The sequence below is a fragment of the Vibrio sp. QJM3NY_15 genome (assembly GCF_057785995.1).
This window is the reverse complement of the sequence record NZ_CM173517.1, coordinates 3242560-3255100: the sequence shown is the minus strand read 5'-3', so window position 1 is coordinate 3255100 and position 12541 is coordinate 3242560. Positions and strand designations below refer to the sequence as shown.

Annotated in this window: 10 protein-coding genes and 1 riboswitch; of the genes, 7 read left to right on the top strand and 3 right to left on the bottom strand. The window is 45.0% G+C overall.

All coding sequences use genetic code 11. The features are described from left to right. Positions 1-44: 44 nt before the first annotated feature. A complete protein-coding gene (locus AC3CKG_RS14580) occupies positions 45-596 on the bottom strand; it encodes a YtfJ family protein (RefSeq protein WP_017107748.1) in 552 nt (183 codons plus the stop codon). A gap of 253 nt (positions 597-849) precedes the next feature. Here AC3CKG_RS14580 and AC3CKG_RS14575 point away from each other — a divergent pair, with 253 nt between their 5' ends. Continuing rightward, complete coding sequence (locus AC3CKG_RS14575) at positions 850-1050, top strand: DUF1107 family protein (RefSeq protein ID WP_004735283.1); 201 nt, start codon at positions 850-852, stop codon at positions 1048-1050. A 111-nt stretch (positions 1051-1161) separates the two neighbouring features. Here the strand turns inward: AC3CKG_RS14575 and msrA are convergent, their stop codons facing one another. After that, a complete protein-coding gene (gene msrA / locus AC3CKG_RS14570) occupies positions 1162-1791 on the bottom strand; it encodes a peptide-methionine (S)-S-oxide reductase MsrA (RefSeq protein WP_017110581.1) in 630 nt (209 codons plus the stop codon). 195 nt (positions 1792-1986) lie between these two features. Here msrA and tamA point away from each other — a divergent pair, with 195 nt between their 5' ends. From tamA to AC3CKG_RS14555, 3 genes are all read left to right on the top strand, one after another. Next, entirely contained in the window at positions 1987-3699 is a 1713-nt protein-coding gene (gene tamA / locus AC3CKG_RS14565; RefSeq protein WP_488528517.1) for an autotransporter assembly complex protein TamA, read from the top strand. Then, positions 3696-7454, top strand: a complete 3759-nt coding sequence (gene tamB, locus AC3CKG_RS14560) for an autotransporter assembly complex protein TamB (RefSeq protein ID WP_076669197.1) — start codon at positions 3696-3698, stop codon at positions 7452-7454. Before tamA ends, tamB begins: the two co-directional genes overlap by 4 nt. A gap of 74 nt (positions 7455-7528) precedes the next feature. Further along, positions 7529-7888, top strand: a complete 360-nt coding sequence (locus AC3CKG_RS14555) for a gamma-glutamylcyclotransferase family protein (RefSeq protein WP_488528516.1) — start codon at positions 7529-7531, stop codon at positions 7886-7888. A 103-nt stretch (positions 7889-7991) separates the two neighbouring features. Here the strand turns inward: AC3CKG_RS14555 and fbp are convergent, their stop codons facing one another. Then, positions 7992-9002, bottom strand: coding sequence for a class 1 fructose-bisphosphatase (gene fbp, locus AC3CKG_RS14550; RefSeq protein WP_017107754.1), 1011 nt, complete (start codon positions 9000-9002; stop codon positions 7992-7994). 270 nt (positions 9003-9272) lie between these two features. On the opposite strand from fbp, the gene mpl reads away from it, so the two are divergent. The 3 genes from mpl to thiB all read left to right on the top strand — a co-directional run bounded on the left by mpl (position 9273) and on the right by thiB (position 12500). Continuing rightward, the gene (gene mpl, locus AC3CKG_RS14545) at positions 9273-10634 is read left to right on the top strand and encodes a UDP-N-acetylmuramate:L-alanyl-gamma-D-glutamyl-meso-diaminopimelate ligase (protein ID WP_488528515.1); all 1362 of its coding nucleotides are present in this window, start codon (positions 9273-9275) and stop codon (positions 10632-10634) included. A gap of 33 nt (positions 10635-10667) precedes the next feature. Further along, positions 10668-11291, top strand: coding sequence for a flavin prenyltransferase UbiX (locus AC3CKG_RS14540; protein ID WP_016787846.1), 624 nt, complete (start codon positions 10668-10670; stop codon positions 11289-11291). A 43-nt stretch (positions 11292-11334) separates the two neighbouring features. After that, positions 11335-11454: riboswitch (TPP riboswitch) on the top strand. A 53-nt stretch (positions 11455-11507) separates the two neighbouring features. Further along, positions 11508-12500, top strand: a complete 993-nt coding sequence (gene thiB / locus AC3CKG_RS14535) for a thiamine ABC transporter substrate binding subunit (RefSeq protein WP_076669205.1) — start codon at positions 11508-11510, stop codon at positions 12498-12500. Positions 12501-12541: the final 41 nt, after the last annotated feature.

The following is a 12541-nucleotide window of genomic DNA, read 5'->3' as shown; positions in this document are numbered from 1 at the left end:
ACAATATCCTTTGGTCAGGTCTCGAAAAAGACGCGATTATCTGATTAAAGGCTGGCTTTAATCAATTCAATAACTTGCGTGACTTCTGATTCGTTGAGAGCGCCTTCTTTAACAAACAATATTTTACCTTGCTTGTCTTGAACGATAATCGCTGAGCTTTCTTCTGCTAAAGCCCATGATGACGCGACGGCTCCGTCTTCATCTAGCACCATAGAAGACCATGGAAATTCTTCTTTGCTGCTTTCGGCTGATGATTTAACAAAAGACCCCGTACCCCAAATCGCATCATCTTGGTTGATGATGGTAGTGGTTTGGTAGCTGTCTTCTGCGAATTTCGATGCTGTAATGGCTGCCATCAGTGGTGCGTTGAGCTCTTTAGAGCTGCTGCGGCCAGCGATTGCTTGAACGACGCGAACTTTACCTAGAAGAGCGTTGGTTGCCCAAGCTTGATATCCAGTATTTCCGTCGTTTAGTACGATTTCACCATAGTTGCTAACATCGACAGCAGGCAGAGTTTCACCTACAGATAAGTTGTGAGCATTGGCAAAGAGTGGAGAGGCTGCGGCTAAAAAAGCCAGTAGAGTTTTGTTTTTCATTATATTTTTTGTTCCGCTTATTGGTTTGCTCTGGAAGTATAATATGAAATTTGAAAAATGCCTCTTTAACTTTTTTATCGTACGACGTAGAAATAAGTTGCAGGCTTGTTATCAAAAGGTATAATGCATCAATATCGAGATGAACAATAGATTATCTTGCTGTTTGCTAAAGGAATTAGCGATTTAATGTGCTTTGAATGCGGTGGTGTTCAGGTGCGTGACTGTAGTACTCAAATGGAATTGAGGTTGTATTATGTTAAGAAAATTTTCTACTTACCGTCCACATCAGGTGGCGCGTTTCGTTAAAGTCCTGTTCAAAGGCCAGTTTGCTATTGAAGGTATCGGAGAGTTTCGCTTCGACCAAGGCAAGGTGCTTCTTCCTGAAGTTTCAGACAAACAAAAGCTCACTATTTTTAAAGAAGTTAACGGCACTATTGCTGCACTGCCGGTGTAACTAAGCTGTATTGAGTTGTCTTGTATTAAATAGATTTATAGTGAAAAAGGGCTTCCTAAGTGGAAGCCCTTTTTTTATGGGTGACGTTCTAGTTGGTATGCCTAACACACATTATTGCGGAGGGAAGCACACACCCGTACCGCCCAACCCACAGTAACCGTTAGGGTTTTTTGCTAGGTATTGTTGGTGGTAGGTTTCCGCGAAAAAATATTTTCCAGCAGGTAGAACTTCCGTCGTGATCTCGTTGCCTAAAGATTCAGTCATCGCTCGTTGATATTCTTGTTTGGAGTGTTCGGCGACAGCTTGCTGCTGTTCACTGAATGTGTAAATTGCCGAGCGATATTGGGTCCCCAAATCGTTGCCTTGGCGCATACCTTGAGTTGGGTCATGGCGTTCCCAAAAGGTCTCAAGTATTCGAGCTAAAGACGTTTGTTCGCTATCAAAAATGACACGAACAACTTCGGTATGACCAGTTTGCCCGCTACATACCTGCTCATAAGTAGGATTGACCGTGTACCCACCTGCGTAGCCAACGGATGTGGAGATCACGCCATCCAGTTGCCAGAACAAACGCTCAGCTCCCCAGAAGCATCCCATACCAAGTAGGACTTCTTGTTGAGAACCCGTCGGAGCATTGAGTAGGTCCGTTTGATTGACAAAATGGCGCTCAGTGATTTGGATTGGGTCAGCATTTCCCGGTAATGCGGTTGCTGCGGAAACCAGTTGTTGTTTGTTTAGCATGTTATATTCCTTTTCGCATACGTTTACCGCGTTGGCTTTTACTAACTGTAGGTTCATATCAACGGTTAGTTCATATTGACTAAGTCTTTAAATTAGACCGTGTTATTGCAGGATTTATTACAGACTCAATGCCTTTTTAGCGGTATTATTTCTTTTCACTTATTAACGTATTGATAACTTCTTCACCAATTAAACATGATAAGAAAAACTTTACCAGTTCTGATTGGCACTCTACTGTCATCGACGCTCGCTTTCGCTGACGTTTCCCTTGAAATTAAAGGGCTAGATGGAGCGCTTGAGGATAATGTTGATGCTTATCTGAGTGCGATCCCTGAAGAAGAGTATTCGGTTTCGCTAAGGTTCCAATCACGCTTGGAATCTATGATCAAAGAAGCTCTAAAAGCATTAGGTTACTACCAACCTCGCATCACATTTACTCACGCCGAAGATGATACCGAGCTGACGGTCACGGTTGAGCAGGGAGAGCCTGTTGTTATTTATACTTCAGATATCGTTCTAACTGGTGAAGCCAAAGATGATCCTGACTTTTTGGCTTTGATCGCCAAGAGCAATCTGTCTAAAGGCTCAGTGCTTAATCATGGTAATTATGATTCTTTGAAATCGTCGATACGTAACCTTGGATTAGCGAAAGGTTATTTTGATGGGGCTTACGACCTCAGTAAGCTCGAAGTCGCTCCCGAATTAAACCGTGCTTATGTTCGCCTTCATTATGACAGTGGTATCCGCTACCACTTTGGTACCACTCAGGTTACCGGTAGCCAGATTGAAGAAGATAAGGTGCAGTCACTCAAACCATTTGAGGATGGCGAACCTTACTCGATAACCAAAGTTGGTGAGTACAACCAAAACCTGTCCAATACGGATTGGTTCTCTTCTGTTTTTGTGGAACCTGATTTAAGCCAATTGGGCGAAGGCCGTGAAATACCGATGAAGGTGAGTCTTGCTCCGCAAGCGCGTAACCAAATCGAAACCGGTATCGGTGTATCAACAGACCTTGGTGTAAAAGGCACCCTAAAATGGAAGAAACCTTGGGTTAACGAGAAAGGTCATAGCTTCAATAGTAGCCTGTCGATCTCCAAGCCCGAGCAGACGATTACCGCGGCTTATAAAATCCCATTGGATGACGTGCTTAATGACTACTATCAAATTAAGTACGGTATGAAGAACTTGGATAACCGAGATACCAAAAGTTTGGAGTCAAACTTAGCCTTAGAAAGATATTGGCGTCTGGATAATGGCTGGCAACGTACTGTATTTATTCGATACTTGGTCGAAAACTATGAACAAGGTTTGCAAGATGACTTAGCGCAATTCGTGTTGCCGGGTATCTCTTTCTCGCGAACTCGAACGCGTGGTGGGTCGATGCCGATGTGGGGCGATAAACAAACCATTATGTTTGAAGCGGCTGATGACACCTTATTATCTGAAACTAAGGTAGTGCGTTTTCAAGGACAAACAGCATGGATTCGCAGCATTGGTAATAATCACCGCGGTTTAACTCGCCTTCAATTCGGCGGAAACTTTGCCGACGAGTTTGAGAAGCTGTCTCCCTCGCTAAGGTTCTTTGCCGGTGGTGATAACAGTATTCGTGGTTATGGTTATGAATCTATCTCTCCTCGTGATGAAAGTGGTGCACTAACGGGTGCAAAATTTATTGCAACCAGCTCTTTTGAATATCAATACCGATTGGTTGGTAATTGGTGGGGTGCGGCTTTCTACGATATTGGTGATGCCTTCAATGATAAACCTGAATGGAAACATGGTACCGGCGTCGGGGTTCGTTGGGCGTCGCCCGTCGGCCCTGTGAGCTTAGATTTTGCTTGGGGTCTAGATGCAGCAAAAGGTGATGAGTTCCAGTTACACTTTAGCTTAGGGCCAGAATTATGATCAAAGTGATGGGTAAATGCATAAAATGGACGTCAATTTCACTGACGTCTATTTTGCTGTTTTTGATAGCCCTACTCGGTTTTGTTTTGTTCACCAATCCTGGGTTGAATACAGTGCTATGGGGCGCTGAAAAAGCATTGCCACAACTTAAAGTAGAAAGCACTAAAGGGGCTCTGTTCCCAAGCTTTACGCTTAATAATGTTCAGTTTAAAGATGACAGCCTGCATATCGACACCAAGGTTCAAAAGCTTAACTTGGCGATTAATCCTCGTTGTTTACTCGACCCTAAATTGTGTGTCGACCGCTTAGCGATTCAAGGTTTGGATTTCGCATTTACTGAATTACCACCAGCTTCTACAGAAGAAGCAGAACCGACTCCGCCCGTGACATCGGTGAAAACACCACTACCAATCGTGATCAATCGAATCGCTTTATCTGATATCAAACTGAATATCTTAGGTCATGAAATTGAATGGGGTTTGTTCTCAACGGCTCTGAGTATGCAGGGGGAAACGCTGACGGTATCGCCAACCTTGTTCAATGACCTAAAAGTTAAGCTTGCAGAATCGACAGAAGAACCGCAAACAGAAACGGTAGAACCAGAGGCTGCCACTAAAACGGCTATCGAGTTGCCTGAAGTCTTAATTCCTTTGCAGGTTGTACTTGAGCGTTTTGATCTCAACAATTTCACTTTAGAACAAGAAACACCGATTGTGGTAAACCACCTTGGATTAGAAGCTCGAGCAGGGAAACATACGGTCGATGTTTCTACTCTCGAACTCGATATGCCACAAGTAAGCGCGAATTTAGCGACGAAGGTTGAGCTCAAGGATGGTTATCCGCTAGAACTTTCTTTGGATGCGTTAGTGAAAGAAACCGACCTCGCTGGTCAGAAACTATCGCTGAAAGCACAAGGCAGCGTGGCTAAGCTGCACTTAGATTCTCAGTTTTCTGAATTGATTGAGGCACAACTGTCTGGGGACATTCAACCTTTAGAGCCGACTCTGCCATTTGACCTTCTATTAGAGGGAGGTAAAGCGCAATGGCCTTTGACAGGTAAAAGTGACTACCAAGCTGTGATTGAGAAATTCAAAGCCGATGGTTCATTAGATGGTTTTAATGTGCAGCTTAAAGGTAAAGGAGATGGTAAGGAGATACCTGCGTTAGCCATCGACCTGCAAGGCAAAGGCACCACAGAACAGATTGAACTTGAACGCTTGAAACTGAATACCTTGGGTGGCGAACTCAATGGTGTAGTCAAAGCGAACTGGAAGAAGCTCGTTAATTGGCAAGCCGATGTGACGCTCAAAGACATTCAACCGGGTCTACAGTGGCCAGAAGCCGAAGGTAACATTAGCGGAGGCATCGTCACTTCGGGTGAGTTGACGGAAGCGGGTGGTTGGGCGATTGAACTGCCTAAGCTCGATATCGAAGGGATCTTGCGAGAATACCCTCTGGATATCGAAGGGCAGTTGTCAGCGTCTGATCGCAGCGCGAGCGGTGAACCTAAACTGAAAACCAGTGGTTTGAGTTTGGCTCACGGTGTTAACTCGATTAAGGCGCTGGGTGAGCTTGATAAGCAATGGGACATGGGCGTTGAGATCTTCTTCCCTGAGCTCGCAAAAAGTATTCCCGAGTTGAAAGGCAGAGTGATTGGTAGCATTCAACTGAGCGGTCCAACGAAAGAGCCTGAAGTCGACCTTGCTTTGAATGTTGATAAGGTCGATTGGAATAACGAGGCTACACTGGAGTCCTTGTCTCTTAATGGCTCTGTGGTTCCACTGCCATTACCTGAAGCTCAAGCTGATCTTGTACTAAAAGCCAAGAACTTAACCTATCAAGATCAAAGCGTTGAAAGCATCGACTTAACGGTGAGTGGTGGTGAGAAGAAGCATACCGTGACACTTGATGTGATATCCGACATCGTGTCTACAAGCTTAGCGATTTCTGGTGAGTTGATTCAAAAGCCTTCTCTTATTTGGGATGGGTCGTTAGACAGAGTCAAAATTACCACTCAGCAGGGGCCTTGGATATTAGATCAACCTGTCGCAATTAAGGCGGATGTCGATAATCAGTTTGCTGATGTACAAGCGCACTGTTGGAAGCAATCGGGTTCGAGTGTGTGTCTGGATGAAGACGTGCGTGTCGGAAAGTCGGGTGAGGCCAAATTGGCGATCAACCAATTCGACTTCGAACAGATTAAAGCCTTTGTGCCTAAAGAAACACAACTACAGGGCTTAGTGAACGCGACCGCTCATGCTAAGTGGTCGGAACAAGGTGAACCTGAGGTGACGGTTAGCGTCGATATGCCGAAAGGTCAGGTTGTTCAGCAAGTTGGTGAGCCAATCACACTAGGTTGGGAAAGTGTTGCATTGAATGCCCAACTGAAAGATAACAAACTGGATGCCGATTTTAAGTTGGATGTTTCCGACAATGGCGACTTGTCTGGCACGGTGTCGCTACCGGATATCCTCGCTGAAGACAAAATGGTTGATGCGGCAATTAAGCTGACAACGTTCCATCTGGATTTCTTGCAGCCGATTCTTGGTGAATATAGCCTATTGAAGGCGGATCTTGAGAGTGATTTAAAAGTAAAAGGCTCTTTGATGCATCCTCAAGTCTTTGGCCAATTCTCTGTTGATGGTATTCAAGTCAAAGGCGATGTCACGCCAGTCGATATTAAAGATGGCCGTATTGACCTCGACTTTGACGGCTACAGCGCGAAGTTAGATGCCAATGTTGAAACACCGGATGGTCACCTTGATATCGAAGGCTCTGGGGGTTGGCAGGACCTTCAAGCATGGCACTCTAATGTCAGAGTGTTTGCCGACGAGTTGATGGTTGTTATCCCGCCTATGGTTAAAGTGAAGGTTGTTCCCGACATGACCATTGATGTCACGCCAGAGCTTGCGAAAATAACCGGTGACATTGCATTACCATGGGGACGTATTGTTGTTGAAGACTTGCCACCATCAGCGGTTGGTGTGTCCTCTGATCAAGTTATCTTGAATAAAGATCTTGAGCCAGAAAATGAAGATACGATTCCGTTCAATGTGATGACCAATATTAACATCTCCATTGGGGATGACTTTAAATTGTCAGCATTCGGTCTTGAAGGCGACTTGGTTGGTAAGCTCAATGTGGCTCAAAAAGACCAAGGTCCATTCATTACCGGTGAAGTGAACATCGTCGATGGTACTTACCAATCATTCGGACAAGACCTGTTGATCGAAGAAGGTAAGATTCTTATGAATGGTCCGCCGGACCAACCATACGTAGCAATCAATGCGATACGTAACCCAGATAATACTCAGGACGATGTGACTGCAGGTATTCGAGTGACAGGCCCTGCGACAGAGCCGACCATTGAGATTTATTCTGACCCAGCGATGCCTCAAGCGAATGCGCTGTCTTATATATTGCGTGGCCAAGATATCGACGGCGAGTCGAGCGGTTCGATGACAACCACCTTAATTGGCTTGAGCTTGGCGAAGAGCGGTAAAGTTGTCGGCGAAATCGGTGAAGCGTTTGGTGTGCAAGATTTACAACTGGATACCGCAGGTTCTGGTGATGACTCACAAGTAACGGTAAGTGGCTACATTCTGCCTGGCTTACAGGTGAAATATGGCGTGGGTATCTTCAACTCGTTAGGTGAATTTACTGTTCGTTATCGATTGATGCAGGATCTCTATGTTGAAGCCGTATCGGGCCTAGACAGTGCTGTGGACCTTCTTTATCAATTTGAGTTCGAATAAAGCAATTTGAGAGCGAGTCGATAATGTTTCAGCCATTCATCTAAGTACAAGTATGAAGGGCTTGTGGAGGGTTTATGCAGCATCTTGTGTTCGTTTATGGCACGTTGAGACAAGGCCAATACAATCACCACTATTTGCAGAGTTGTGAGTTGTTGGGGCGCTTTGATACACCAGAGTCGTTTGCCCTTTTTGATTTAGGTGCCTATCCGGCGATGATTTTTGGAAAGAAAAGTGTCGCTGGCGAGGTCTATATCATTAACGACGAAATTTTGGAGTCGCTCGATCGGCTAGAAGATGTTCCTGTTGAGTATCGTCGCGAGCAAATAGAGACTATATTTGGATTAGCATGGGTATATTTGTATCAGCTTGATCTAACAGCTAATAAAGAAATACTTTCGGGTGACTGGTGTAAGCGGAACAATAGTTTTAGTTGATGAATACATCACAGAGTCGATACTCGATAACCGAATAAACAAAAAGCCAGCATGTGAATGCTGGCTTTTTTAATGACGTTATTTTGAGAAATAAACGAGAGGATTAGTCTTGGTTAAGTTCAAGAAACTCTTCTACTTTGCGAACCATGTCTGTTGAGCCAACAAAGAAAGGTACACGTTGGTGTAACTCTGTTGGTTTGATATCCATGATACGTTGAACACCGTCTGAAGCGATACCACCAGCCTGTTCCATAAGGAAAGCAATTGGGTTGCACTCATAAAGCAAACGCAACTTACCTTGAGGGTGGCTTTGTGTACTTGGGTATAAGTAGATGCCGCCTTTTAGCAGGTTACGGTGGAAATCTGATACTAGAGAACCAATGTAACGAGAAGTATAAGGGCGGTTGTCACTCGGTTCATCTTCTTGGCAGTACTTGATGTACTTTTTAACACCCGTTGGGAAGCGGAAGTAGTTACCTTCGTTGATCGAGTAGATCTTGCCTTCATCAGGGATCATCATGTTTTCATGAGATAGACAGAAGGTACCCAGTGATGGGTCATAGGTGAAACCATTTACACCAGCACCTGTTGTGTAAACAAGCATGGTTGAAGAACCGTAAATTACGTAACCCGCGGCAACTTGCTTGTGCCCAGGTTGTAGGAAATCTTCTTGTGTTGGCGGAGTACCAATCGGTGATACTCGACGGTAGATAGAGAAGATTGTACCAACCGATACATTCACATCGATGTTTGAAGAACCATCAAGTGGATCCATCAGCACGACGTATTTTGCGTTTTTGTTGAGCTCTTTATTGAAGGCAACGGCTTCGTCTTCTTCTTCACTCGCAACACCACAAACTTGGTCTCGGGCTTCAAGTGCAGCTTTAAACTTGTCGTTCGCGTATAGGTCTAGCTTTTGTTGCTCTTCACCTTGAACGTTGTCTGTACCAACAGCGCCAGTAATGTCGACAAGACCTGCTTTGTTAATTTCGCGGTTAACAATTTTCGCAGCAAGACGAATTGATGACAAAAGGGATGATAGATCACCGCTTGCATGGGGGAAATCATTTTGTTTTGCAACAATGAATTCACCAAGGGTGCGCATCTCAGACATGTTATTTCCTTAAACTTCTCTGAATATTAGGGGGGATTTGAGCACTGTAGAATTAGCCTCTTATATGGGCTTTATTCATCTAGACGCTTACCTAAATTCTAAAGGTTAGATCTTTTTAATGGTAATGAACTAAGCGACACAGATCTCACTTACTATGTCGACTAAATTTGTTTTGCATTGTGGCTCGCTTTTAATCGCCATTTAATGATAATGAGTGCAAGTAGTTTGATTTAGACATGGCTCATTTAGCCAAGCGTTTGGAAGCAATATATGCATATTCATATCTTAGGAATTTGTGGCACCTTCATGGGTGGTGCTGCGGTATTGGCTCGTCAATTAGGTCACAAGGTTACTGGTAGTGACGCGAATGTTTATCCTCCAATGAGTACCTTGTTGGAGTCTCAGGGGATTGAGATTATTGAAGGGTTCGACCCGAGCCAATTAGAACCAAGACCTGACTTAGTAGTCATTGGCAATGCGATGAGCCGTGGTAACCCGTGTGTTGAGTATGTATTGGATAACAACCTTAGATACACTTCAGGGCCGCAGTGGTTGCAAGAGTTCTTGTTGCATGACCGTTGGGTTCTGGCGGTATCGGGAACGCATGGCAAGACAACAACATCGAGCATGCTGGCTTGGATCCTTGAAGACTGCGGTTATGCACCGGGCTTTCTTGTCGGCGGTGTGCTGGGTAATTTTGGTATCTCTGCTCGTCTTGGTGAAAGCATGTTCTTTGTGGTTGAAGCCGACGAATACGACAGTGCTTTTTTTGATAAGCGGTCTAAGTTTGTTCATTACCACCCAAGAACGTTAGTGATGAATAATCTCGAATTTGATCATGCGGATATCTTTGACGATCTTGAAGCGATCAAGCGACAGTTCCATCATTTGGTTCGCACTGTGCCAAGTAATGGTCGTATTTTCTCACCGAAGCAAGATACCGCGATCCAAGATGTGTTATCTCGTGGCTGCTGGAGTGAAACTGAGTCGAGTGGTGAACTCGGTGATTGGGATGCCAAGAAACTGGTTAAAGACGGCTCTAAATTTGAGGTGTACCTCCAAGGCGAATGTGTTGGAACCGTAGACTGGGATTTGGTTGGCGATCATAACGTCAACAATGCTTTGATGGCGATTGCGGCGGCAAGGCATGTGGGTGTCACCCCCGATTTAGGGTGCGAATCACTGGCGACGTTCATTAATACCAAGCGTCGCTTAGAGTTTAAAGGCGAAGTGGCAGGTGTTTCTGTCTATGACGATTTTGCTCATCACCCTACAGCGATTGAACTTACGCTGGGTGGCTTACGTAATAAGGTCGACACAAAGAAAATCATTGCCGTTTTAGAGCCTCGTTCTGCCACCATGAAGCGTGGTGTGCACAAAGAAACCTTGGCTGATTCGCTCAAGCAGGCGGATTCTACCTACTTATTCCAACCGGATAACATTGATTGGTCTGTACAAGACGTGGCCGATGCGTGCCATCAACCCGCACACGTGAGTGATGACATGGACGTATTCGTTGCTAAAATTGTCTCAGAGGCACAAGCGGGCGACCAAATCTTGGTAATGAGTAACGGTGGCTTTGGTGGTATTCACCAGAAACTGTTGGATGCGTTGGCACTCAGGGCTAACTGATCCAAGACCCTATAATTTGAAGTAATTGAGAACATGACAAAACACGATAAAGCTATAACCCTCGCTTTCACAGGCGCATCTGGTGCGCCTTACGGACTGCGTTTACTTGAATGCCTATTGGCGGCAGATTATCAGGTCTATTTGCTGATATCGTCGGCAGCGCGAGTGGTGTTGGCGACTGAGCATGAACTTAAGTTACCTGCTGGGCCAGATGCTGCGAAACAAGCTTTGGTTAAGCATTTAGGTTGCGACCCAGAAAAGCTGGTGGTGTGTGGCAAAGATGACTGGTTCTCACCGGTTGCCTCTGGTTCTGCAGCACCGAAGCAGATGGTGGTGTGTCCATGTTCTGCGGGAAGCTTAGCTTCAATTGCTCATGGTCTATCAGATAACCTGATTGAGCGAGCTGCTGATGTGGTTATGAAAGAGCGAGGCCAGCTGCTGTTGGTGGTTCGTGAGACGCCATTTTCTACGCTGCATCTAGAGAACATGCACAAACTCTCGACCATGGGCGTAACGATCATGCCTGCGGCTCCGGGTTTTTATCACCAACCTAAGTCGATCGAAGATCTGGTCGATTTTATGGTGGCGCGTATTTTGGATCATCTTGGTATTGAGCAAGGTTTAGTGCCACGTTGGGGTTACGATCAACGTAATTGATCCAAACTTGATAGCTTATTGTTAAAATTCGAATTACAATTCTGAACACTCATCGGGGAGCTAACCATTCAAATAATGAATGCGAGCTGAGATCAAGCAAGTGCTTGGGACCCGTAAACCTGAACCAGATAATGCTGGCGTAGGAATTGAGTTAGGAACAACTTCTACCGTTCTCCTCCCTCAAACCTGTGCCGCTCAGACCATGGAGAGCGTCCAGTGAAATTCACATTAACAACCCTTGCTGTTACTACAGCCATCTCTTTTTCTGCCGTTGCTGCAGACAATACTCTAACTGTATATACCTATGATTCTTTTGCTGCGGATTGGGGCCCTCGTCCTGTCGTTGAAAAAGCATTTGAAGAAAAGTGTGGCTGTGATGTGAATTTTGTCGCGCTAGAAGATGGCGTGTCTATTCTTAACCGCTTGCGTCTTGAAGGTGGTAACAGCAAAGCAGACATCGTGTTAGGCCTAGATAACAATCTAATGGCTGAGGCGAAAGCGACGGGCTTATTAGCTGAGCACAGTGTTGATACGTCATCAGTGACACTTCCTAACGGTTGGAACGACAGCACCTTTGTTCCTTATGATTTTGGTTACTTTGCGTTTATCTATAACAAAGAGAAATTAGCAAACCCGCCTAAGAGTTTGAAAGAATTGGTTGAGCAGCGTGATGACCTCAAGGTTATCTATCAAGATCCACGTACATCAACACCAGGCCAAGGCATGATGCTATGGATGAAGTCGGTTTACGGTGATGAAGCGACAGCCGCGTGGAAGAAGCTCGCTCAGAAAACGGTTACTGTGACTAAAGGTTGGTCTGAAGCTTACTCTATGTTCTTAGAAGGCGAGTCGGATTTAGTGTTGTCTTACACGACTTCTCCGGCTTACCACATCATTGCAGAAAGTGATTCTAAGTACGCAGCAGCAAGCTTTGAAGAAGGTCATTACACTCAAGTTGAAGTGGCAGCTAAGGTCAAAGGCAGCAAGAACGAGAAACTTGCTGATGAGTTTATGGCGTTTATTCTAAGTGACGAGTTCCAATCAGCGATGCCAACGGGCAACTGGATGTACCCAGTGACTGACATCGAACTACCAAAAGGGTTCGAACAGTTAACGGTACCGCAGAAAGCTCTGAGCTTTACGCCTGAAGAAATTGCCGCTAAGCGCAAGCCTTGGATTCGTGAATGGCAGAGTGCACTTACTTTTTAACTTACTATTAAAAAAATGAGCGTCCTGTAATTAAAAGGCTT

Coding starts and splice junctions, on each gene's coding strand:
- AC3CKG_RS14580 (WP_017107748.1), bottom strand. CDS start 596: ATGAAAAACAAAACTCTACTGGCTTTTTTAGCCGCAGCCTCTCCACTC.
- fbp (WP_017107754.1), bottom strand. CDS start 9,002: ATGTCTGAGATGCGCACCCTTGGTGAATTCATTGTTGCAAAACAAAAT.
- msrA (WP_017110581.1), bottom strand. CDS start 1,791: ATGCTAAACAAACAACAACTGGTTTCCGCAGCAACCGCATTACCGGGA.
- AC3CKG_RS14575 (WP_004735283.1), top strand. CDS start 850: ATGTTAAGAAAATTTTCTACTTACCGTCCACATCAGGTGGCGCGTTTC.
- mpl (WP_488528515.1), top strand. CDS start 9,273: ATGCATATTCATATCTTAGGAATTTGTGGCACCTTCATGGGTGGTGCT.
- tamB (WP_076669197.1), top strand. CDS start 3,696: ATGATCAAAGTGATGGGTAAATGCATAAAATGGACGTCAATTTCACTG.
- tamA (WP_488528517.1), top strand. CDS start 1,987: ATGATAAGAAAAACTTTACCAGTTCTGATTGGCACTCTACTGTCATCG.
- AC3CKG_RS14555 (WP_488528516.1), top strand. CDS start 7,529: ATGCAGCATCTTGTGTTCGTTTATGGCACGTTGAGACAAGGCCAATAC.
- AC3CKG_RS14540 (WP_016787846.1), top strand. CDS start 10,668: ATGACAAAACACGATAAAGCTATAACCCTCGCTTTCACAGGCGCATCT.